Raw genomic sequence first — 24,489 nt, 5'->3', positions numbered from 1 at the left:
TTTTTAACCTCTCTTAGCATGATGAGATCAATCTTCGCGCTATTTTTTGCGGTTCAGTTTACCGTAGCAGCGCAGACACCTCAGGTACCGCACAAGATGCAGTTCGCGGATATGACGCTTACTATCCGCGATGATGCACGCAGGGAAATTCAGAAAGATGTAGATGCATTAACAGCATCGCCCAAGCACCACAATATAAAAGTGGAGCGGGCCAAAACATATTTCCCTATCATCGAGAAAATCTTCGCTGAAGAAAATGTGCCCGATGATTTTAAATATCTCGTGCTGCAGGAAAGCGCGTTGATAGCCGATGCTATATCTGTTTCCAAAGCTGTTGGTTTCTGGCAGTTCAAAGATTTTACGGCAATGGAAATGGGCCTTCGCGTTGATAAGGAAATAGACGAGCGAATGAATATAGTTTCGTCATCGCGAGCAGCGGCCCGCTACATCAAAAAGAATAATGTATACTTCAATAACTGGCTCTATGCCTTGCAGGCTTACCAGATGGGAGCCGGTGCTGTGCTGCGCAGTGAGAAGGATAGCAAGAGCGGTGAAAAGAATATAGAGATCACCAGCAAGACTTATTGGTATGTAAAGAAATACCTGGCCCATAAAGTAGCCTTCGAAGAAACTATAAAAGGTCAGGGGCAAGTACAGGTAGTGTCGTATCAGAATCAAAATAAGAAAACGCTGGCAGACCTCGCGAAAGAAGTATCAGTAGATGAAGCAGATCTTGTTATCTATAACAAATGGGTAAAGAGTGGAACGATACCGGATGATCGTATATATGCTGTGATGATTCCTGTAAAAGGAAATATTGCCGACTTGAAATTACCCGAGAATGCCGTGCTGGCAAAAGCGGGCGATGCGAGTGCCAAGAAGAGTGGTGAATCGAAGCTGGCTTCTTCAGGTAAAGATGTCAGAAAAAAGATCAATGGTATAACGGCACTTGAAGCAGTGGCCGGTGAAACGCCAACACAACTTGCTGCGCGTGCCGGTGTTGAGTTATCAGCATTCTTGAAATGGAATGATATATCTGTATCAGACCAGGTAAAGGGCGGACACTTTTATCTGCTCGGAAAGAAACGTGCACGTGCTGCTACGGCCTATCACACAGTCATGGTAGGTGATAATTTATGGAGCATTAGTCAACAGTACGGTGTGCAGATAAAAAAGCTGAAGCGCTATAACAGGGTAGATTCAGATGAAGAACTCAAGCCAGGCATGACAGTGTGGTTGTCATCGCGCAAGCCTAAAAATTCAGCTCCAGAAAAAACGGTTACTCCAACAGAAGTTATACAAGTTGACAATGCGCAAACATTTGCATGGAGTGTTGATCCTGCAGAGACGCAGGCCGCAACACAACCAGCTCTGATCGTTACCAAGCCTGCGCCTGTGGTGGTTGAGCCACCTGTAGCACAGCCCGAGCCTGTTATACCTGTAAAAATGCCGGAAGCTGTAGATTCTTCTAAAACCTTACAAGCTAAAGTAACGGTACCTCCACCCGCAGATACTGTAATACAACAAATCAAAGAAGTAGTCGTTCAGCAGCGGCCAACAACCCATACTGTGCAACAGGGAGAGACGCTATATGCGATTGCCCGGCAATATGATATGGGTGTGATGGACCTGGTGAATGCTAACAATCTTAACTTGCAGGAGAACATTCGGCCAGGTCAGGTGTTAAAGCTTTCTGAGACTCAACCGATTGAAAATAGTGTTGTAACATCTGATAAGGTCACTGAAATTGAACACCAGGTAAAAGCTACAGACACACTTTATAGTATAGCACGGCAATATGGTGTTACCATCAAAGAACTAATGGAGTGGAATAACAAAAAGGATTTCACGCTCGCGGTTGGAGAAAAGCTGAAGGTAAAGCAGCAGGCCAAATAGGCTTTTTTACTTTTTTTCTTTCTATTTATTACTTCTCTACCGGAATTTGTTAACCTCGTTCCCAAATATTCTAAAAAAGAATATTTTTGTGTTTCGTGAAATCGGATGTGTGGACTGAATTATTGATTATTGAATGCAAACAGACATAAAAGCTATTGATCTTGTAATGCTCGTAGATGATAACGACACTGATAATTTTATCAGTAAGCGTATCATTGAAATTACAAGGTTCGCCAAACGCGTAGAAGTGAAGGGATCCGGTAAGGCTGCGTTAGACTATCTGCGCGAGAACCAGAATGTTCCTGAAAATCTGCCCAGTCTCATCTTCCTCGACATCAACATGCCGATCGTGGATGGATTTGTATTCTTGTATGAATTTGAAAAATTCAATGAACTGGTAAGAAACAAGTGCAAGGTAATTATACTCTCAAGCTCCGATAACAAACGCGATATTGATAAGATCGTAAACAACAATCACGTTATCAAATTCATAACCAAACCACTGACAGAAGTAGCACTGGATGAAATAAAACTGAACAACATCTAGATTTCATTGTTTGGGTTTTAAGACCTAGTTTTGGTAGTAAAACCCCTAAAGCATGAAAGAAAAGATTGTTCTAACTGTTGTTGTTGCTTTAATACTTTTCGCAGCATCGTCTGCACAGGCACAGATCATCAAGCCTGATACACTTTCACACTGGCATAAGAAATTTAGTTTCGGGTTGAACTTTAACCAGGCCTCCTTTTCATCTAACTGGAAGGGAGGAGGTATAAATTCCGTTGGCTTCAATTCATTGGTTAACTACAAAGCGAATTATGCGAAGGGTAAATCGAAATGGGATAACGAGATAGACCTGCTATATGGATTTGTAAACAACTCTGGGCAGGGCTTTCGTAAAACATTAGATCGCATGTATCTCGATACCAAATATGGTCATGCACTCAATAAGAACTGGGATCTTTTTACATCACTCAACTTTCTCTCACAATTCTCCAAAGGGTATAAATATGAAAACGATGCAGCCGGTGTAGAGCAGAGGCTTATTATATCCGATATACTCGCACCTGCCTTTATTACTTCTGCATGGGGTGCTGAATATCATCCTACCAATTATTTCAAAGTACGCCTGTCGCCTTTTGCACCGCGTGTTACTATTGTAAAAGATCCTACACGTTTTACTCGCACCGTAGGTCCCGAACCGTATGGTGTAGACTCAACCAAGACTACACGTTTTGAGTGGCTCGCCTTTCAACTCCTCGCAGAGTTTGATAAAGAGATATTCAAGAATGTAAACCTGAAATGGCGTTACGTTATGTTTGCCAATTACGAAACATTGCAGTTGAAAACGATCGACCATCGCCTTGATCTGATGCTTACATCTAAAGTAAATAAATTCATTACTGTAAGCCTCGGGGGTATCTTACTATACGATTATGATCAGGACAGTGGTGCGCAGGTTAGCCAGCTCTTTAACTTCGGGTTCGCCTATACATTCCAGAATTACGAAGACCCTAAGTAGCATTTATATTCTATAGCGGAAAGGCTCGAAAAGTTCGGGCCTTTTTCATTTACGTTCCGCTATAATTTTAACTTGCATTACAGAAGCAGCACGCCTGTGTTGCCCAGCCATAAAACAGACTACTACTATGCCCAACGAAAAATTTAAAGACGCGATTTTAAAATCATACACCACAAACCTCCCTTCCATATACCTCGGAGCCGGTGTTTGTGATAATGAAATTATAGCAGAGGCAAAAGTACATCTGCCCATGCGGATGATGAATCGCCACGGATTAGTTACCGGTGCAACAGGGTCTGGTAAAACGCGAACACTGCAATTGCTTGCCGAGCAATTGTCGGCAGCAGGCGTTCCGGTGTTTATGCCGGATATGAAAGGCGACTTGTCGGGTATAGCAAAAGAAGGTGCTGTGAATGATAAGATACAGGAACGCTCGCGTGCCTTGGGTATCGATTATGCACCCACTGCATTTCCGGTAGAGATATACTCTTTAAGTGGTAAGCTGGGTGCGCAGATGCGCGCTACGGTTACAGAGTTTGGACCGGTATTGCTTACCAAAATACTGGAGTTGAACGATACACAGTCTGGTGTGCTAAATATACTCTTCAAGTATGCCGATGATAAGAACCTGCCCATTGTTGACTTCAATGATTTGAAGAAAGTATTGAACTACCTGACGGAAGGTCCGGGTGCTGCCGAAATAAAAAGTGATTATGGAAAAATATCATCTGCCACAGCGAGTACTATACTTCGTAAAATCGTTTCGCTGGAGCAACAAGGTGTTGACCAGATATTCGGAGAAACATCCTTCGATGTAGAAGATCTCTTCGAAAAAGTAGATGGTAAAGGCGTGATCAGTCTGTTGAATGTATCGGATATACAATCGCAGCCTGCTATATTTTCAACCTTCATGCTGGCCTTGCTGGCCGAAATATACCAGCGCCTTCCTGAAGCAGGCGATCTTGATAAACCTAAACTGATCTTCTTTCTTGATGAAGCTCATTTACTTTTCAAAGATGCACCAAAGGCATTTCTCGATCAGATAGATCAGGTAGTGCGTTTGATCCGCTCGAAAGGTGTAGGTATATTTTTCTGCACACAGCTTACACAAGATGTGCCGCCATCGGTATTGGCGCAGCTTGGTAACAGAGTACATCATGTTATTCGCGCATTTACTCCGAATGACGTAAAGGCGTTGAAAGAGACTATCAAGACTTTTCCCAAGTCGGAGTTCTATGATATGGAACAACAGTTTACACAGCTTGGCACCGGCCAGGCTTTTATTACCGTGTTAAACGAGAAGGGTATCCCAACTGAAACGGTAGTAACGCACCTGGCACCACCCGCTTCGTTTATGGGACCGCTCAGCGAAAGCGAGTATAAAGATCTGCTGAATAACTCTGACCTGTATAAGAAGTATAAAGATGCTGTAGACCCCCAAAGCGCTTTTGAAATATTGGGCGAGCGCATGCAACAAGCAGAGGAGGAGCAGGAAGAAAAAGCAGCCACTCCCAAACGAACCGCTTCACGCAGGCAAGAGAAATCAACGCTGGAAGAGGTAATGTCTTCGCCTGTTGCCAGACAGGTAGGCCGAGAGTTGGTGCGTGGTGTTTTCGGAATGCTCTTTGGCACAACCACGACTACGCGCAGAAGTTCACGCAAGCGCAGCGGTGGTTTCTTTTAACAGGAATGCGATGCTATATATAGCCGAGCATATATAGTATATAACAGGTATTAACGCTAACAGAATACACGATGTGGAATGATGATGATGATGAAATGGACGACTCCGATTATGATCCGGAGAAGGAGCGGAAGCGAATGGAAGCATTGCCTATATTTCAGAAGGCAGAAGAGATTCGTGATCTGACAAGGCGTATCATTGATTCCATCGATGATGAAGAAGTAAAAATGATTCACAGCAATATTATGCTGGAAGACTCCATTGTTATCCCTGCCAAGATTGCCGGGGCAGAAGCTATGGATGACTTTATCATGAAAATGGAAAATGCTACCATTATTAAGATCCACGCGCGCAGCCTGCTTACACAAACAGCCTCTTTAATATTTGAAGAAGTATTGCCCGAAGAGTATTTGCGACTATTGCGAAAGGAGATCGAAGCTTTTCGGTTGTTGTTCAGAGATTGGATTAAAACATTTCATAAGTCACCTAAGGAAGGCGATGGCTGGGGACTGTTTGTAGAAGATGATGAGTGATATTAGCATGTATAGCTGCTATGGCCCTGCTATGCGCTAGGCACACCGTTGTATTATAAAGTGCAGTTGCGATCCTCCGCAAGTGTCTCTTCTACGGTTACAAATAAAGTATTTGTTATATACTATACTTTCCGAGTACCTGATTTATCCGGTATTCGTCATCGCTGAATAGCGTTGGATCGCATATTTTGAATGCTCTAAAATAAAAGCCAGCATGCTGGTGAAATCGAATGCATTCTTTTGGTACATTTACTACGATTAAAAACCATTGCTAACAGTAGGAGAGAGTAACTCTGCTGTCCCGCCTCCACTCTTATTTTTTAAAACTCGTAACCTATTGATCGTGTATGGCATGGTTTAATCGTCTTTGTTTGGCGCTTGTATTCGTCTGTCTGGCCGGACAAGGGATCTCACAAAATATCATCAGAGCAGAAGCTGGTTTACTGGACGCCAGGAAGTGGAACTTCCGGGAAAAGAATTTAGCGCTCTCCGGCTATTGGACCTTTTACGAAAATCAACTCGTTTCTCCGGATCAAGTATATAGCACACGAGGTATGGATCATTTCTTCCCGGCTATATGGGGAGAGTCTTCTTCGGATAAAAATCAAACAGAATATGCTACATACGCTTTACGCGTACTGGTGCCGGACTCTATTCGCAAACTTGCATTAGAAATACCGCAATTATATTGCAGCTATACATTATGGGTAAATGGTTTAAAGGTTGCTTCTGCCGGCACGGTAGGCACAACGAAAGAAACCACACTGCCTAAATGGGTATATCAAACCACAACGTTCTCGGTTAACGCGAAAGATACACTCTCCATCGTTTTACAGATTGCTAATTTTTATCATCACAAGGGAGGCGCTAAAGACCCTATCCTGCTGGGCGATGCAACCCGTATAACACGGCATGTTTCCCGGTCAGTAACCATTAATGTAGTGGAGTCATTTATACTCTGCATGGCTGGTATAGCTTTCCTGGTTATATACTTTGCGAGGAAGCAGAAAGAAGTGTTGTTCTTTGCTTTACTCAGCCTTACATGGGCTGTGCGTTGCATGTTTTCCAATCTATACCCTGTAGTAGTTTTTTATCCGAATATAAACTGGCAGTTGCTGGTGCGGGTAGAATACTTCACGCTTTACTTTGCTATTGTGTGGGCTACGCTTTTTCTTCACTTCGTATTGCGAAAGCTGAGTAACCCGCTTGTAACCTATGCCATTGTTATACTCAATGGTCTCTTCATAATCTATACTCTCTTTACACCTGTCATTATATTCTCGCAGTGGATCACGCTATATTTAGCCGTAGCCGGTATAGCCGTGCTATATGCCGGAGTATTGATTATGCGTGCGCTGATGATCGATCACTCCGGCTCATGGTTTTTGATGGGAGGTATAGTTACCGGTATCGTTATATTCGGGTATGATATACTCGCCTATAATACAACCTTTGGCTATAACTATATATTCTTAAGCACCGGCTACCTGGTAATCTTTCTGCTAACAGCGATAGGGCTGTTCTTCCAGTTAGGCATATTGAAAAGTAAGCGCAGAAGAAGTGATGTGCTCACGTATGATGATCTGTTCAAGAACAACCGGTAACAAGCTATATATAGTATAGCTTGTTAATAGTCAGTATCAAGACCCAGCCGGTCTTTTAGTTCTTTTAAGATCGGATTCTTCTCTGCCAGATAATCGAATTTATCGCGGTTGGTATAAAGTACTCTTCCGGTTTCCTCCACTTCGCGTAGTTCACCAACAATCTGGAGAACGTTGTTCTTCAGTTTTTCGCGTACAAACGCAGAGAGCTCCAGGCGAAAACCATTGAACATCATTTCCTGCACGGTGTTGTGCAGATGTACCGTTACTACATTGTCTTTGAACTCATACGGCTGACCCAGCAGTTGATATTCCGCCTGGAATTTTTTCCGTAGTTCAGCAAAGTCATTCCACGCAGCCTGCAATTGTTGGGGTGTGAACGGTTCATTTACTTCTGCCTTTACTTCGTTGGCAGCAGTCTGTTCTTTTTTCGGTTCAACCTTTAAAAGGTCTGTTAGCTTAACCGTTGTTTTAGGAGCTGTTTTATACCGCGACTTCTCTGCGAAGTCTGGCTTCAATGAAATGGTGGGTATACCCGATGGCTCTTCCGGAGCAACAGGAGGTTCCGTGGCAGCGGGAGAAGAAGAAGTTGTAGTGGTTGTAGAAGTAGTAGAAGTAGCTTGCTGGGCTGGTGGCTGAGGTTCTTCTGCTTTCTCAGGAGACGATTCAGACTCTACACTAATTTTTTTTTTAAGCCTGCATCAGCAAGTCCATTGGAAAAAGAAAGTTGATCAGCCTTCAACACGCTGCCCACATGCGCCATTTTCATCAATGAAAGTTCCACTGAGAGACGCTGGTTCTTGCTGCCTTTGTAATGTATATCGCACTGGTTGGCAATATTCAACCACGTGAGTAATAAGGATGGCGGGCAGGTTTGTGCCTGCTGCACATATTTCTTCTTAACACTATCGGGCACTTCCATCAGTTGTACGGTGCGTGCATCTTGCGACACCAGCAGGTTACGCAAGTGTTCACTCAATCCGACAATAAAATTATGGCCGTCAAAACCTTTGCGCAGAATTTCATCCAGCAGCAACAACGGCTGTGTATGATTTTGTGATAGCAGGGCATCGATTACCTGGAAGTAATAATCGTAATCGAGAATGTGCAGGTTGCTCAACACATTCTTGAACATAACGCCTTTGCCGGAAGAGTATGTTACCATCAGGTCGAAGATGGAGAGTGCATCGCGCAAAGCTCCGTCTGCTTTCTGACTGATCAGGTGCAGTGCTTCATCTTCTGCAGGTATACCTTCATGCTGGGCGATCTTCTTCAGGTGATTGGCAATATCACTGATCTGAATGCGATTAAAATCAAAGATCTGGCAACGTGAAAGAATGGTAGGAATTACCTTATGCTTTTCAGTGGTAGCCAGAATAAAGATGGCATACGAAGGTGGTTCTTCCAGCGTCTTCAAAAAAGCATTGAAGGCCGCGTTGGAGAGCATGTGCACCTCGTCTATAATATACACTTTGAATTTTCCGAACTGAGGAGGATAGCGAACCTGGTCGATGAGGTTTCGGATATCTTCAACGGAGTTGTTAGACGCAGCATCGAGTTCGAAAATGTTGAGCGAATTATTTTCTGTTCGCTCTTCAAAACCATTGATGAGGCGTGCCACGATACGGGCGCACGTTGTTTTACCTACACCGCGCGGTCCGCAGAATAAAAGTGCCTGGGCCAGTTTGTTATTATCGATAGCATTTTTGAGCGTAGTAGTAATGTGCTCTTGCCCAACTACTTCGTCAAACCCCGTAGGGCGATATTTACGTGCCGATACAACAAAATTTTCCATGCGAGGGTGCAAGATAAAATTGAAATGACAATTAGCAATGGATTAACGTTGATAAGTATTTACGTGGGTATGTGTGTACGCTGATGCGTTTGTATGTGAAGATTTTAATGGCATAAGTGTAGAGAATTATGTGGAGATGGGGCTCGAAACTTTTTTCGTTTTATATTTGTCTCCCTTGTGCCGGACGCATTTCCGGTGTGTTCATTGAAACAAGAATGCATTTTCGTTTTTATACGAGACCAAAATGTTTTCCTGTTTGGAAAAAAATCGGGGCCGACCGGTTTTGACAGGATGTTTGAGGTCGTATGTAAGCATGCAGGCTCATAGGATGAGAGCCTTGAAAGATAGTCCTGAATCATACTTGGCGAGTCTAACTACGCCATGGCTGCTTAATTTAGCGATACGCTAAGTTACGCCTCGTCCCGATAAGATCGGGAAAGCCATCATCGCTCAGCATTGTCGTTTTGCAGGTGCTGGTTAGCGGTGTCGTAATGCAGAACTGCTCTGCGCGATGTTGCTAAGCGCGGCTAAGACACAGTAACTACGGTATAGTTTGGCTGTTGCCTGCCTTGCTGTACCCGACAATTAAAGTCAACTAAGCATGTAGAAGGTACGAGTTCATCTTCTCTGGACCAGAGTTCGATTCTCTGCGGCTCCACTTCTTTAAAAATATAAAGCCCCGATCTGCAAAGACCGGGGCTTTTATATTTATAGTCAATACATCAGGCCACCTATATCTATAGTTTCCTATATCATTGAAGAATCCATTCGATAGCAGCTTCGTTACTATTAAAATGTTTTGTTTTGGAACTTCAACTTCATTCAAAGATGAAGTATATATCTTGTAATGTTTAAAATAAAAAAACTCACCCTCGAAGTATATCTTCAGAGTGAGTTTTTTTTAGGTGGATCAATTCTTAGAAATTTCCCCTGTTAAAAGCTTTTCTACCTTCTACACGGCCGCCACCATAGTAATCTTCATTTTCCGGCATTGTACCAGAATATGTACCCTTCAATGTTTTGCCGTCATCAAATAAAATATCAAATGTTACTGTAAAGGAATTGGTACCCGTGATATCAGCACGCATAGTGCCGCTCACAACATTTTCCATTTCGTCAGGAGATCCAAAACCTTGATAAAAAGTTTCGCCATTATTAATGCTGTACTCTATCCACCAACCCCAGTCGTAATTATTCTCTTCTGTAAGCTGGAACGTTGTTCCCATCATTTCCTTTGGAATATCAATCCAGATATATTCGTTGGCATCATCAAAGGTACCATCATCTTCTACTGTTGGGAAGAACCAAAACTGATAACCTCCACCGGTTTCAGTAGTATAGTTTCCATAAACGGATGATTTTATTTCATTTCTTTCAGAATTATACAAGTAGCCGTTTGCAACGGTAACAGTACAGGTTGCAGTTTTATCAGTATTGTCCGTTGCAGTTACCGTAATAGTGGTAGTGCCAGGAGATACGGCTGTGATCTTTCCATCGGCATCAATGGTTGCTACGGCTGTGCTGCTGCTGGTCCAGGTAAGATTCTTGTTTTCTGCATCGCCAGGAGTAATCGTGGCTGTCAACGTAGAGTCCTCTCCAATAAAGAGAGTCATAGCGTTTGAATTTAAAGATACCTGTGAAACGCGCACGGTATCATCGCTACAAGAGGAGATTGCCAAAACTGTTGCTGACGCAAACAATAGACTGTAGATTTTTTTCATTAAGGTTACTTTTTGGTGATAATATTTTTTTCAAACGTAGCCCATTATACGGGGTTGTGTAAATGTGGTTACACCCAAATCTTGTGCGTGTAAGCATTCCGTTGTTTTTTAATGTTTTAACATCATACATAAAAATCTGGCTATACCTTCAGTAAAGAATAGAATGAGGCATTATGAATCAATCTGCGGGTAATTCTGAATTTCCCGATTGAATTTTAACGACTAGATATGTACTATATACCACATAAAGATGTGATAATTGAATATCTGTTGAAGTTGGATTTCCATTAACGCAGGCACCCGGTTATCGTGCCTACTTCTTTTGCAGAAGTGCACCACTGCAAATTCTGAGAAGTCAATTGTTCATCTATATATAATTACGGTAGCTCCTCCGGAGCTGAAGCAGCGTTTTAAACTAAGGTGTCCGATATATATCTGCTGCGAACGTTACGCGATAAGGCAATGGACTTCAGCAGTATGCAAATTTTGCTGGTAAACAAGAGCAGGTAAAATATCTGCACGCCTCGTATAGTACATTGCAACGGGCTATGGAATTGATAGACCAGATGCGTGGCGAATATGAACTGGAAGAAGCACAGTTTATTACAGAAGAATCGCTTCCTGTATATGAAGAGGCACTGGCTTGTATAGCCTGGCTTCAAAAATATAGTTCAAAAGAAAATTATAGCGAAGATACAAATATTGGAGAAGAGTCGCGCGTTGTTGTTGCTCGAAGAGCTGCAGTATAACCGGAGCGAATTTATACTGGGTATGCCGGATAGTTTGTTGATGAAAGAAAAGAGACTTAAACATAGGCTATACTTACTCAGCTTCCCTGTAACACGAATTAGTAAATCATTTGGCTATATCATCTCCCTGTGCAGCGTTTGCTCAGGATTTTTCTGTGTCCGGTAAATTGGTGAGTGATGAGCGAGGTATACATTCCATGCGTGCTCGGTTGAAAGTACGATCGATTCCTATTATTATTTTCTGTTGGCAGTTATCGCGGTTGCACTTTGTGCAGGTGTATATATAATGCTGAAGAGAAGATCTATAGCCCGGTAAAACTAAGGCCAATTAAAGATCTGAATATAGCGGTAGTATTTATATATACTATATTTTTATTTTGGTATCATTCTCCCGGGATCACCTCATTCACTACCAGTTTGGAAACTTTCATGTGCAGCTGCATGTCTGTTGATATTAATAAATTTTTTGTACTGTGGCAGTCTGCGGTACAAAGGTATATATACAGGAATGAGGCGATGGGAGACAGGTATTCCGGCAGGTGTAGGTTGGGTATAAAATAAAACTTCCCCAGAGCAAACGATGCTATCGTGAATGTATTTTACAGCGCGATTTCCTGTAAATTATTAATGGGCAGTTACAAATAAAAAACCGTTAATTTTACCAGATAACTCTTTCACCCCTCTGTGTTATGCAAATATTAAAATATCTCGGTAGTATGGCACTGGCGGTATGCGTGGTGGCCTGCGATAACAAGACAACAACTAAAACTGTGAACAACGAATCAGACAATTTTCTGGTAAAACCCTGGGAAGGTTCTTACGGTGGCGTTCCTCCTTTTGACAAGGTAACGCTGGATCAATTTAAACCCGCATTTGAAATCGCGATGAATGAAAAGCTGGGCGAGATAAATGCTATAGCAGACAACACAGCTGCTCCGGATTTTGAAAATACAATTGCTGCCTTGGAGCGGGCCGGTAAAAGTCTTGATCGCGTACTCACCGTGTTCTATATATGGTCGAACAACATGAGCGATACAACCTTTCAGAAAATTGAGAGTGAGATCAATCCTAAACTGGCCGCCTTCAATGATAAGATCGTTCAGAATGAAAAATTATTTGCGCGGGTAAAAGCCGTGTATGAGTCCGATGCGTTGAAGCAGCTTACACCGGAGCAACAACGGTTGGCATGGTTCGACTATACACGCTTTGTTCATTCCGGTGCACAGCTGGATGCTACCGCGAAAGCGCGACTGGCAAGTATCAACCAGGAGTTGGCAGAGTTATTCACCAAGTTCAGTCAGCATGTGTTGGCGGATGAAAGCAATATATACTTAACCATCTCGAAGAAAGAAGACCTGGCAGGTTTGCCGCAGAACCTGGTAGATGCAGCCAAAGAGTATGCGCTTTCTAAAAATCTGAACGATGCGTGGGCTATCGCAAACACACGCTCTTCTATTGATCCGTTCCTTACATTTTCTACCAATCGTGCATTGCGCGAAAAGGCATGGAAGATGTTTAAGAACCGTGGCGATAATGGCGATGCGAATGATAACAAAGCAGTGATCGCTGCTATACTTCAACTGCGGGCAGAGCGTGCTGCGTTGTTAGGATTTAAAACACATGCACACCTGATGCTCGATGATAAAATGGCGAAGACACCCGAGCGCGCTATGGAGTTGATGGAAGCTGTATGGAAGCCTGCTGTTGCCCGCGCGAAAGAAGAAGTAGCCGATATGCAACGCCTTGCCAAAAAAGAAGGTGCTTCTATTACGATAGAGCCGTGGGACTATAGTTACTATGCAGAGAAAGTTCGGAAGGAGCGGTATGATCTTGACCAGAACGAATTGAAGCCCTATATGCAACTCGAGAAATTGCGCGAAGGTATGTTTTGGGTAGCCGGTGAGTTGTTCGGATTTTCGTTTGTACCGGTAGATTCTATACCGGTATATCATCCGGATATAAAAGTGTGGGAAGTACGAAATAAAGCCGATAACAAAGTAGTAGGGCTTTGGTACTTCGATCCGTATGCGCGCAATGGTAAACGCTCCGGTGCATGGATGAATAATTACCGCGGCCAGTATACATTGGATGGTGGCGCTATACCGATCGTTTCCAACAACAGTAATTTTATAAAAGGTAAACCCGGTGAGCCGGTGTTGATTTCGTATGATGATGCCAAAACATTGTTCCACGAATTTGGCCACGCGCTGCACGGGCTTTCATCTAACGTAACGTATCCATCGTTGCAATCGCCCAATGTAGCCAGCGATTATGTAGAGTTTCCATCGCAGCTGATGGAGCATTGGTTTACTACACCCGAAGTATTGAATGCGTATGCGCTGCACTATCAAACCGGTAAACCTATACCGAAGGAACTGATTGATAAAGTATATAATTCGCGCACGTTCAACTCAGGATATGCCACGGTGGAATATCTGTCGGCAGCTATAGTAGATATGAAGCTGCACCTGGAAGGTTCTAAAAAAATAGATGCCGCTGCTTACGAGCGCGAAACACTGGCCGCTATAGGAATGCCTTCGGCTATAGCCATGCGCCACAGACTGCCACAGTTCCTGCACGTGTTTAGCGATGATGGATATTCCGCAGGATACTATAGCTACTTATGGTCGGAAGTAATTTCTGCCGATGCGTACCAGGCTTTTGTAGAAGCAGGCGGTCCGTATGACAAAGGCATCAGTAAAAAGTATTTTACGTATGTGCTCGCTGCGGGCAACACCATCGATCCTGCAGAAGCATATCGCCTGTTCCGTGGTCGCGATCCAAAGATTGATGAACTGATGGAAGAAAGAGGCTTGACACAAAAATTACCGGCAGCACGATAAAGTATAGCAGGCATGGTAATGCTATAGATGTTGCAACGCAACTATAGAATAAAGAGAAAGCATGCTGGTAAACAAAAGTAACAGTGCCAACATATAGTAATATCGGCTTTTAGTACGCATCAGGATTTTCCTGATATTCCCTAAGCGAATATCTGATACTGTGACTGTAGAAAAACTCTTCGATATCGAAATTCTGTTGTTTAAAACGGCTCTTTGTGAGCCGTTTTTATTTTAGGGGAAAAACGTTCCCAACGTATAGCCCTATCGTATGAACTAAATGTTCTAACGGCATTCTATAGCGCATATTTCTGATTTTTTAAAATCAGTATTCCCCTGATTTGTACTCTGTAAAGAGCCTGCATCTTTGCTATATAAATAAATCAAAACTGCCGTTATGAGACCGTTCGCACGAAGACCTCTTTTCATCAACTTTGATTCTTTTACCGATGGTGATCCTGATTTCAAAAAAGAAATCACCGAGCTGATGATCGACAACCTGCAGGAGATGCAGCAGGTATTGATCATGGCCTTCAAACAAAACGATGCAATAATCTTTCATCGTGTCTGCCACAAGATCAAAGCGACACTGGAGATGCTGGAAGATAAAGAGCTGTTGGAAATTGTAGAGCAACTGAAAGCGAACCTTACCAATGCCGACCAGGTAAATCTGCTCGACAGAATCTGTGTAGATATCATCGCCAGTCTGCAAGAACATAAATAAACGTTAGACCCATTCGCCCCTCAACGAATAGTCATCATGGACGAACTTGTATCCGACAAAATCGATATATTCCTTACGGTAGACCGGCAGACGATCAATAATTATTTCAATACGCACGACCCTGCCCCGATCTATAAACGACAGCTCAGTCATCAGTTGGAAGACTATATCCAGACATCGGTTATTGCGGCCAAGCGATATACTGCCATCTTCTACAAGTTTAAATGTATCAGCGAAATTGATAAGCAATACGCGCAGCCTTTAATGTATGCTATCCGTGCACACTATCAGAAGAAAAAGGAAATGCGCGAAAAAGAATTTAAACGCTTCAGAAACAGGAGCTGGTGGTTACTCGCGGTAAGTTTACTCATGGTGCTCATCTGTCAGGGATTTGTTCCCATGTTTCTGGACGAACATAACCGTCTTCATACAGCGTTCGGAAACAGCCTTGATATTTTCAGTTGGGTGTTGTTATGGAGACCCATCGATCTCCTGCTGTTTTACTGGAATCCGCATTTGAAAGATATATCCTTACTCAACAGGTTGGCTACAGCAGAACTAATCATCATTGAAAATGAAAAATAATATTCTTATTTTCATTATAGCACTGGCAGCCATACAGGCACAGGCGCAAACCGGTCTTGAACAATACTATTATGTTCAGAATAAAAAGGCCGTAGAGTTTGTGCCAATGGTACATTTTGAAACGAAGAACAACTGGTATGCCGAAGCCCGTTATAACTATGAGTGCAACAACACATTTTCATTATATGCCGGAAAGGAATTTACCGGAGAGCACAAAAAATTTACGTATTCATTAACACCCTTGCTGGGATCGGTAATGGGAGAGTTCTCAGGAGCTTCTACCGGCTTGAATGTAGCGATGCAATTGAAAGATATATTCTTCACATCGCAGTCGCAGTATACTTTTTCATATAACGATCCCACAAAAGATTTTGTGTTCAGCTGGTCGGAGCTGGGATATGAAGTATCGTCATGGATTTACCTGGGCCTGAGTATGCAGCACACGCAGATGATGCATTCCAATACGATGCAGTTTGAACATGGTGCTGTTATCGGTTTCACGTTTGGCAGATGGACCGTTCCCATCTATAGCTTTAGTACATTTGACAGCAGCCGCTATTTTGTGTTGGGTATAAACCTGGGAATTGGCAGCAATAAAAAATCTTCTAACATTTAAAAACGGATGATAACTATTTTGGCAGCAGCAACCGTTCTTGCAATTACACAGCTCTGGCTCGAGATTATTGGTCTCGCGGTAGTGGTGTGTATACTGCTTATATACTTCGCTATACGCATGAACCGGTTGAGGCATGAGAAAGCCGAACTGCATCGCCAGTTAAATGAAAAAGCTGAATTGTTATTGTATGCTGCCAAAAGAGAAAACAAAGCGCTGGCTGCCACAGCGGAAATAGAGCAATCAAAAAAGAATTTACTGAGCAGAATAAACCACGAGATACGCACACCCATGAATGGTATTATGGGGATGGTGACACTGCTGTCGGAAACTTCGTTGAGTGCAGAACAAAAAGATTTTAATGATACCATTCGCAACTGCGGAGAAAGTTTACTCACCGTAATCAATGATATATTGCTGAGCGATATACTGGCGCATGCTAAAGTAGAGTCTAATGCTGCAGCCCTGGAGTTGAAAGACTTTGATCTGCGTAACTCCATCGAAGAGATATTCGACATTTTTGCCAGCCATGCAGCACAGAAAGATATAGAGCTTATATACCAGGTAGATCATCGTATACCTTCGCAGATCATTGGCGATAGTGTACGCCTGCGCCAGGTGCTTACCAATCTCATTGAGAACTCGGTCAAATTTACCAAGCAGGGCGAGATCTTTGTTGAGGTATGGATACGAAACGAAGAAGCCAACGGTATGATGGACCTTGGTTTTGAAGTGCGCGACTCCGGTATAGGTATATCCGATAGCGAATTGAGATTTCTCAAAAATACCATTACACAATCAGGTGCACAGCAATCCGGTATAGGACTCTTCCTTTGCAATCGCCTCGTGGATATGATGGGCGGTGTGTTTGGTATAGAGAGCTGGGAGAACGAAGGCACAGTAATAAAATTTAATATACCGGTTAATAAAGGAACACACGAGCTGCGCAGCAACCCGGATATGATGGGTGTGGAAGGTAAACGTGTATTGATTGTAGAAGATAATGTTACGCAGCGCAATGTGCTGAAAGAAGAACTGGCATACTGGAAGCTGGTGCCGATCATTGCCGAATCCGGTGTGCAGGCGATGGAAATACTATCGCATGGAACAACTGTAGACCTGATGTTGGTAGAAATGCAAATGCCCGCCATGAATGGTTTGGAATTATCGCAGGTAATTCGTCAGCAATATCCATCGTTACCGATTCTGCTGATAAATGCGAGTGTCGATGAAAGCGTGAAAAAAAATCCGGAGATATTCAGTTCCGTTGTAAGTAAACCTATACGATACGATAAACTCAGCCAGCGTATACTCAGTGCGTTGTTGAACAAAGGCGATGTTGCTATGAATGCTACACCTGCCAAACCAAAGCTTACTACCGACTTTGCCAAGAAATATCCGTTGCGCATTCTTATTGCTGAAGATAACCGCATGAATCAGAAACTCGCTATGCGTGTACTCGGTAAATTAGGATACGATCCGGATATTGTAGAGAATGGTAAAGAAGTGCTGGAGGAAGTGAGCAAAGAAAATTATGATCTGATTTTGATGGATGTACAGATGCCGGAGATGGACGGACTGGAAGCAACCCGCATGATCCGCGTTTGTCTCGAAAGCCAGCCGGTAATTATAGCGATGACCGCCAACGCTATGCAGGGCGATCGCGAAGAGTGTATAAAGGCAGGTATGGAAGACTATATCAGTAAACCTGTTAACATGGAAGAACTCGTGATCTTGCTGGAGAAATGGGCTGTGCAGATCAAAGTAAACAATAATGCCTGATGTAGGCTATATATATAGCAGGAGTACAGTTGTGCGCACCATCATTATTATAGTAGCCATTCTTTTTGTCGGTTCCGGTGTAGCAGGCCAGGACCTGAGCTTTCGCCACATTGGCAAACACGAAGGTCTTTCGCACAGCAATGCTATATGTATATATGAAGACAGCCGCGGGTTTATGTGGTTTGGCACCAGTGACGGCCTCAATAAATATGACGGATATTCCTTTGCTATATATCGCAATGATCCCAAGGATAAAAATTCTCTGAGTAATAATTTCGTCAATGCCATAGCAGAAGATGCAAAAGGGCGGTTGTGGATGGCAACTGCCGGAGGTGGTATAAGCCGGTTCAATCGCGACAGTGAAAATTTTACAAACTATAAACACGATGCGGGCAATACCAATTCTATTTCGGATAATGAAATCTCCTGTCTGAAGATTGATCATGACGGACTTCTCTGGATCGGAACAGAAACGGATGGTATAGATGTCTATAACGAGCAGCAGCATACATTTACCCATTACCGCTATAGCAACAACGACACCTCGAGTCTTAGCGACAATGCTATTACCGGTATATGCGAAGATCACGCGCATAACATTTGGATAGCGACTACAAATGGACTCAATCTTTTTGATCGAAAGACCAAAACCTTCACGCACTTTTTTCATGACGATAAAATTCCGGGCTCGTTAAGCAATAGCAATATCAAGACACTTTACGAAGACCGCTGGCATCAGCTGTGGATCGGTACAAGCGGATCCGGACTGGATAAGTTCGATCCGGTAACCAAAACCTTTCAGCATTACAGACGCACGCAAGGTCTTGCCAATGATTTTGTAATGGCGCTGCAGGACGATGACAAAGGAGATCTTTGGGTGGGAACAGAGAATGGCGGCCTGAGTGTATTAGATCATCAGACCGATACATTTCATTCGTATTATCACGATGATATAGATCTGGCCAGCCTAAGCATCAGCTCTCTATGGACGATATATCGCGACTCGCGTGGTAATATGTGGGTGGGTACATTTTCGGCAGGTATAAATTTGTATAGCAGAGAGAGCAATAACTTTTCGCATTACCGGCACACCTCTGCACCTCAAAGCCTCAGCAACAATAAAGTACTGAGCATTTTTGAAGATTCCCAAAACAACGTGTGGATAGGAACCGATGGGGGAGGAGTAAATTTACTCGATAATAAGACCGGTGGATTTAAACACTTTCGTCATGAAGATAATAACCCGGCCAGTATAGCAGGCAATTATGTGCTCGATATATATGAAGACCATCAGGGTAATTTCTGGTTTGGTACATGGGCCGATGGTATAACGGTATATAACCCACAGAAGAATATATATAAACACTTTCGTCATGATCCGCGGAATCCGAAGAGCCTGAGCTCCGATAATGTTTTGTCGTTTCACGAAGACCGTGATGGTAATCTGTGGGTCGGTACATTTTATGGCGGTTTGAACAGGTTTAATCCGAAGGATAATTCTTTTACCCATTTTCTTCACGAAGAGAATAATCCCAATAGCATCAGCGGCAATAAAGTTTGCCTGGTATTCAGCGACAGAAAAGGAAAATTGTGGATCGGTACACAAGGTAACGGATTGAATATGTTCGATCCGCTCACACAGAAATTTACACGGTTCGTACATCAGGATAGTGTTAATAGCATTAGCAACAATGGTATAAACCAGATGCTGGAAGATGTTGATGGTAATTTCTGGATCAGCACCATGTCGGGCCTGAATTATTACAACACACATACAAACAAATTTACAGTATATCGTACCAGCGATGGTTTACCCAGCGATGCAGTATATGGTATACTTGAAGATGGTAGTGGTAATTTATGGCTGAGTACAAACAATGGTATATCTGAATTTACCCCGAAGACAGGCAAGTTCAGAAACTTTGGCAGTGGTGACGGATTGCAATGCGTGGAGTTTAAACAAAGTGCATTTTTGAAAAGTAAATCAGGTGCTATATACTTTGGTGGCGAAGACGGATTTATCCGCTTTTTCCCGGACAGCATAAAACAAGAGCATTACGAAGTGCCAATCGTACTCACCAATTTTCAATTATTCAACAGTCGTGTGCCGATAGCAGATAGTCTGCATTATTCACCACTGGCTAAAAGTATAACAGAAACCAAATCCATTACTTTATCGCACGATAATTCTGTTTTCTCCTTCGAGTTTGCTTCGCTGAACTATACAGCCAACGAACATAAAGTATACTCGTATATGCTGGAAGGATTTGATAGGCAATGGAGTCATGAGCAGGCAGTCCGTAGCGTTACGTATACCAACCTCGATCCCGGCAAGTATATATTTAAAGTGAAGGGAAGGGATATAGATGGTAACTGGACTACCAAGACCTTGCAACTGGCTATAACGGTAACGCCACCCTTCTGGAAAACATGGTGGTTTGCTACAGCCTTGATACTTACCCTGGTGGGCAGTGTTCTGATGCTTATTGGTATACGGATGCGCGCTATCAATCAACAACGTGAAGAGCTGGAGAGAGAAGTAGAGATCCGCACCACCGAAGCCATTCAACGCAAGGAAGCCCTCGAAGAGCAAGCTGAAGATATGCAGGTGCTGAACGAACAGTTGCAGGCACAGACAATGTTTCTTCAGAATATAAATCAGCAGATTGAGCATCAGCGCGAAGAAGCAGAAGCAGCACGTGCGGATGCCGAACGAGCCAACCAGGCCAAGAGTATATTTCTGGCAACCATGAGCCACGAGATCCGCACGCCAATGAATGGTGTGCTGGGTATGGCAGCGCTTCTCGCAGAAACAAAACTTACGGCTGAGCAACGCGAATATATCAGCACCATTCGCGGAAGCGGTGAAGCATTGCTTACGGTAATCAATGATATTCTTGATTTCTCAAAGATCGAGTCCGGTAAATTTGAACTCGACTATCACAGCTTTAGTATCCGCCAGTGTATAGAAGGTGTAATGGATGTATTCTCCGGTAAGGCTGCACAATTGGGATTAGACCTGGTATACTATATCGACCACGATGTGCCCGATCAGATTGTGAGCGATAGTCACAGATTACGCCAGACGTTGCTGAACCTCATTGGTAATGCGATGAAGTTTACGCACCAGGGCGAAATATTTGTAAGTATATATTTGCAGCAATGCCGCGACAATGAACTGGTGCTTTCCTTCCAGGTAAAAGACACCGGTATAGGTATACCTGCTGATAAACTTTCGCGCTTGTTCAAAGCCTTTACACAAGTAGATTCGTCTACTACACGGAAGTATGGAGGAACAGGATTAGGCCTGGTGATCAGTCAGCGCCTGGTGGAGTTGATGGGAGGGTCGATCAATGTAGAAAGTAAGCCCGGTGTAGGCACAGCGTTTACCTTTACCATAGCGTGTACTGCCAGTGATGAAGTAGTACGACAACCTGTATCACCAGCGATCGACTGTGAAGGGAAACGAGTATTGATCGTAGACGATAACCATACCAACCTGCGGATTCTGAAAAGTCAGCTTACGCAATGGAAACTTAATCCTGTACTGGCTTCATCAGCACATCTCGCACTGGATATACTTGGTAAAGGAGAAAAGTTCGATCTCGTTATAACCGATATGCAGATGCCCGATATGGATGGCGTGCAACTGGCGAAAGGTATAAAAGAAAATCACGCTCATTTACCGGTAATTTTATTGAGCTCTGTTGGTGACGAAAGCAAGCAACAGTATGCAGAGCTATTTTCAGATATACTGAACAAGCCGGTAAAGCAACATGCCTTGCGCCTGGCCATAAGCACGGCCATGCAACCGACACAACGAAATATAGTGGCGGCCGATACAGTAGCCAAGCCGTTGTTATCAGAGGAATTTGCAAAGAAATATCCTTTGCGTATACTCATTGCCGAAGACAACCCGGTAAACCAGAAGTTGTCTATTCGCATTCTGCATAAGCTCGGCTATACCAATGTAGAGATTGCCCAGAACGGACTCGAAGCCATCGAGAAATTTGATGAGAAGTTTTACGACCTCATCCTGATGGATATGCAGATGCCCGAGATGGACGGACTTGAAGCTACCCGCATGATTCGCTCAAAACGCTACCATCAACCGGTAATTATTTCCGTAACCGCCAACGCCATGCAAGGCGATTGGGACGAATGCATGAAAGCCGGCATGGACGACTACGTAAGCAAGCCCATAAAAATAGAAGCCCTGATAGCCGTATTGGAAAAATGGGCCGTACGCCTCGCCACCAATCCCACCGATATTACCGTTCGCTAAATATATACCTACAAAAATATACCCATGATCAAAAGACTCTTACTGATTGTATACCTGATGATCCACCTGATTGTTAGCTTGCATTTGTAGATCGCAAGGATATACATTCTTTTTAGGCTGCGTGGTATAGTATCAATAAGATGATACAATATAATAGTGTGAATAAGAAACCATACATTTTCTCTGATTCTTTCTTTGCTTTAGATCGTATAAAGATAGCCGAAACAATAAGAGCATATCCATAGAGCGCAATACCAAATATTTTGATCAGCAGATCAATAACTTCGAAAAAACCACCTAATGTTGTTATAGGGTAAATCGTTAGTATAACATAAGCGACCAGATAGATGGCACCAAACAATAGAATTGATATAATTATGTTGATCAGTAAAATTATGTAACGATTGGATAGTGTCCGTTTGAAAAAATCGATTGTCATGTAATTCAGCTCTTGTAATTATTATGGATTTTAGTATCATTGCCACAACAGGTCGCCCCTTGCTGTGCTTGTTCGTCTGGAGCACTGACAAATGCAAACTCTCCGTTATTGATTGACTCGCCTCCCTCTACAGAACTTGGCTTGGCTATGGTGAAATAACTCAATCCACCCGTTTCTGAAGCCTGCATAGCCGCATTATAAATTTCATTGCCCGTAGCGCCACGGATTATTGCGTTGAGCACGGCAGCAATACCATCTAGTGAAGTATAACTGATAGAACCATCTGAGCGATTACCTACATTTCCACCAGAATTTCCACTTCCACCGCCACCATCCCAAAATTCTGAATGATAATTACCATTCATAATCTAAATTGGGGTTCATGTTAATGGTAGCATACTGCGCTATGATCTGCTCCCAATCTATATACTGCCTCATCAGCCCTGTATGGTCATTATGTGTTACGGGGTTATTACCGCCATAAGCGAATGGAGATAAAGTGTGGTCTTGCAACGCCATCGGATCTACTTGGAAGAAGCGCCCCAAGGCTGCTTCGTAATATCATTGGCAAGTATGGACGCGATGAGATGAAGCCTTCTATCGAGACCGCTAAAAAGCTGGCAAATGCTTTAGAGGTTTCGCTCGATTACCTGGTGGGGGATGCCGAACTTAAAGTATTCGATAAAAAAACGCTTCAGCGTATTGAAGATATTGAGAAGCTACCAGAAGAGGAACGTAAAGTAATTTACAAAGTAATAGACTCGCTCCTGCGTGATGCTAAAACTAAACAGGCGTATGCATAAAAAAATAAAACCCGGCTCATGGCCGGGTTTTACCTTTACTATATATATAATTTCACCGCTTGTTGGTGAACCTACGCCCTTGCCTTCACACAACACCAACAGGATACCAGTAGGGGTCGCTCCGTTTTTTTGACATAATTTCATCAACCTATTTCCTGCATTCATTTCACTCTTCACAATGGTCAGATCTTTACTCACACCACACACTACCTAATTATCTCACGATAAAATGCAGTAAGATAGAAGATGATAAGTGCCGTACTAAAAACCATAAAATATAGAAATCCAAAAAAGTTTTCGTCTTGTTTCCTTCTTCTATTTACCAAGGTTCCTACAAACGAAATAGTGAAAATTACAAAGACAGCAAATCCATATCCAATCACTGAAAGTTGGATTGGCATAGTTAGTTGCTCGGCCAACGTTCGAATAGTCAAGTTGGCTATTAATGAAATAACGCACCACGCAATCAAAATGATCACCGCCGCTAATCCCAATAATTTTCCTAAAATCTGAAATCTTTTTTTCATTTTTTCTTCGGGGTTAAATTTGGAGTATGCCATTTACCTCCATCAACGAATGGAGATAAAAGTCACGTATTCGCTCTGCTCGATGCATTTCTAAAGCAAACTAAAATTCAAAGCCTCATGCAGTAAAAAACAAAACCCGGCTCATGGCCGGGTTTGTTTTGTTATAGACAAGTTAATGAATCATCTCCATTATCAAGGCACCATTCATTATCTATGAGTAAATATAGTTTCTCGTAGAGTTGGATACATGGCACTTCCGCACTGATAAATTTATCAACTGTTCTGTTATTCTTGTTTGAGTAAATCTGGTAATGTTTATTTAGAGACTTGGTGGAGTTATAAAAAAAGAATCCACTCGGATCAAACTGTAGTTCGTAGGGTTTCTCAGAAGA

19 protein-coding genes, 1 other RNA gene and 1 pseudogene are annotated in these 24,489 nt (G+C 42.9%); 15 read left to right on the top strand and 6 right to left on the bottom strand.

The features are described 5' to 3' along the window. Positions 1-18: 18 nt before the first annotated feature. The 6 genes from VIN08_RS18865 to VIN08_RS18840 all read left to right on the top strand — a co-directional run bounded on the left by VIN08_RS18865 (position 19) and on the right by VIN08_RS18840 (position 7,237). Positions 19-1,896 (top strand): LysM peptidoglycan-binding domain-containing protein, encoded by a 1,878-nt coding sequence (locus VIN08_RS18865; protein WP_331968155.1) that lies wholly within the window; start codon positions 19-21, stop codon positions 1,894-1,896. A 133-nt stretch (positions 1,897-2,029) separates the two neighbouring features. Beyond that, positions 2,030-2,443 carry a response regulator gene (locus tag VIN08_RS18860; protein WP_245840463.1) on the top strand — a complete coding sequence of 138 codons (414 nt, stop codon included), beginning with the start codon at positions 2,030-2,032 and terminating at the stop codon, positions 2,441-2,443. 52 nt (positions 2,444-2,495) lie between these two features. After that, on the top strand, positions 2,496-3,416 hold the full coding sequence (locus tag VIN08_RS18855) for a DUF3078 domain-containing protein (protein WP_331968150.1): 921 nt from the start codon (positions 2,496-2,498) through the stop codon (positions 3,414-3,416). Positions 3,417-3,543: 127 nt separating this feature from the next. Then, positions 3,544-5,100, top strand: a complete 1,557-nt coding sequence (locus VIN08_RS18850) for a helicase HerA-like domain-containing protein (RefSeq protein ID WP_331968148.1) — start codon at positions 3,544-3,546, stop codon at positions 5,098-5,100. A 71-nt stretch (positions 5,101-5,171) separates the two neighbouring features. Then, complete coding sequence (locus VIN08_RS18845; RefSeq protein ID WP_331968146.1) at positions 5,172-5,633, top strand: hypothetical protein; 462 nt, start codon at positions 5,172-5,174, stop codon at positions 5,631-5,633. Positions 5,634-5,980: 347 nt separating this feature from the next. Further along, entirely contained in the window at positions 5,981-7,237 is a 1,257-nt protein-coding gene (locus VIN08_RS18840) for a 7TM-DISM domain-containing protein (RefSeq protein WP_331968144.1), read from the top strand. A gap of 23 nt (positions 7,238-7,260) precedes the next feature. Here VIN08_RS18840 and VIN08_RS18835 read toward each other — a convergent pair whose 3' ends face one another. Together VIN08_RS18835 and dnaX are read right to left on the bottom strand one after the other, a co-directional pair. Continuing rightward, positions 7,261-7,752: a hypothetical protein gene (locus VIN08_RS18835; protein WP_331968142.1), complete on the bottom strand. Its 492-nt coding sequence runs from the start codon at positions 7,750-7,752 to the stop codon at positions 7,261-7,263. A gap of 155 nt (positions 7,753-7,907) precedes the next feature. Further along, complete coding sequence (gene dnaX / locus VIN08_RS18830) at positions 7,908-9,029, bottom strand: DNA polymerase III subunit gamma/tau (protein ID WP_331968140.1); 1,122 nt, start codon at positions 9,027-9,029, stop codon at positions 7,908-7,910. 269 nt (positions 9,030-9,298) lie between these two features. Between dnaX and ssrA the strand changes: the two genes are divergently transcribed. After that, positions 9,299-9,690: a transfer-messenger RNA gene (ssrA, locus tag VIN08_RS18825) on the top strand. A gap of 256 nt (positions 9,691-9,946) precedes the next feature. Here the strand turns inward: ssrA and VIN08_RS18820 are convergent. After that, positions 9,947-10,750 (bottom strand): Ig-like domain-containing protein, encoded by an 804-nt coding sequence (locus VIN08_RS18820; RefSeq protein ID WP_331968138.1) that lies wholly within the window; start codon positions 10,748-10,750, stop codon positions 9,947-9,949. Between the two features lie 548 nt (positions 10,751-11,298). On the opposite strand from VIN08_RS18820, the gene VIN08_RS18815 reads away from it, so the two are divergent. The 7 genes from VIN08_RS18815 (at position 11,299) to VIN08_RS18785 (ending at position 22,328) form a co-directional block, all read left to right on the top strand. Continuing rightward, positions 11,299-11,499, top strand: a complete 201-nt coding sequence (locus tag VIN08_RS18815; RefSeq protein WP_331968136.1) for a hypothetical protein — start codon at positions 11,299-11,301, stop codon at positions 11,497-11,499. Between the two features lie 689 nt (positions 11,500-12,188). Further along, complete coding sequence (locus VIN08_RS18810) at positions 12,189-14,342, top strand: M3 family metallopeptidase (protein WP_331968135.1); 2,154 nt, start codon at positions 12,189-12,191, stop codon at positions 14,340-14,342. 394 nt (positions 14,343-14,736) lie between these two features. Then, positions 14,737-15,063 (top strand): hypothetical protein, encoded by a 327-nt coding sequence (locus VIN08_RS18805; protein WP_331968133.1) that lies wholly within the window; start codon positions 14,737-14,739, stop codon positions 15,061-15,063. 36 nt (positions 15,064-15,099) lie between these two features. Then, positions 15,100-15,648 carry a hypothetical protein gene (locus tag VIN08_RS18800; RefSeq protein WP_331968131.1) on the top strand — a complete coding sequence of 183 codons (549 nt, stop codon included), beginning with the start codon at positions 15,100-15,102 and terminating at the stop codon, positions 15,646-15,648. Next, entirely contained in the window at positions 15,638-16,264 is a 627-nt protein-coding gene (locus tag VIN08_RS18795) for a hypothetical protein (RefSeq protein WP_331968129.1), read from the top strand. The genes VIN08_RS18800 and VIN08_RS18795 overlap by 11 nt, the downstream gene beginning before the upstream one ends. Before the next feature lie 6 nt (positions 16,265-16,270). Further along, positions 16,271-18,043, top strand: a complete 1,773-nt coding sequence (locus VIN08_RS18790; RefSeq protein WP_331968128.1) for a response regulator — start codon at positions 16,271-16,273, stop codon at positions 18,041-18,043. Beyond that, positions 18,036-22,328, top strand: a complete 4,293-nt coding sequence (locus VIN08_RS18785; RefSeq protein WP_331968126.1) for a two-component regulator propeller domain-containing protein — start codon at positions 18,036-18,038, stop codon at positions 22,326-22,328. The genes VIN08_RS18790 and VIN08_RS18785 overlap by 8 nt, the downstream gene beginning before the upstream one ends. A gap of 444 nt (positions 22,329-22,772) precedes the next feature. Here the strand turns inward: VIN08_RS18785 and VIN08_RS18780 are convergent, their stop codons facing one another. Then, entirely contained in the window at positions 22,773-23,132 is a 360-nt protein-coding gene (locus tag VIN08_RS18780; protein ID WP_331968124.1) for a hypothetical protein, read from the bottom strand. Beyond that, a pseudogene (locus VIN08_RS28660) lies at positions 23,122-23,316 on the bottom strand (hypothetical protein); the annotation flags it as partial. The pseudogene VIN08_RS28660 and the gene VIN08_RS18780, both read right to left, overlap by 11 nt. Here VIN08_RS28660 and VIN08_RS18775 point away from each other — a divergent pair. After that, positions 23,256-23,570: a helix-turn-helix domain-containing protein gene (locus tag VIN08_RS18775; protein WP_414693301.1), complete on the top strand. Its 315-nt coding sequence runs from the start codon at positions 23,256-23,258 to the stop codon at positions 23,568-23,570. The pseudogene VIN08_RS28660 and the gene VIN08_RS18775 sit on opposite strands and share 61 nt — an antisense overlap. Positions 23,571-23,776: 206 nt before the next feature. On the opposite strand, the gene VIN08_RS18770 is transcribed toward VIN08_RS18775, so the two are convergent. Then, on the bottom strand, positions 23,777-24,097 hold the full coding sequence (locus VIN08_RS18770) for a hypothetical protein (protein ID WP_331968122.1): 321 nt from the start codon (positions 24,095-24,097) through the stop codon (positions 23,777-23,779). Between the last annotated feature and the right edge of the window lie 392 nt (positions 24,098-24,489).

The organism is Ohtaekwangia sp. (assembly GCF_036568665.1).
Taxonomy (GTDB): Bacteria; Bacteroidota; Bacteroidia; order Cytophagales; family Cyclobacteriaceae; genus Ohtaekwangia.
Note: the sequence above shows the minus strand (reverse complement) of the source record. Positions and strands in the feature narration are given on the sequence as shown.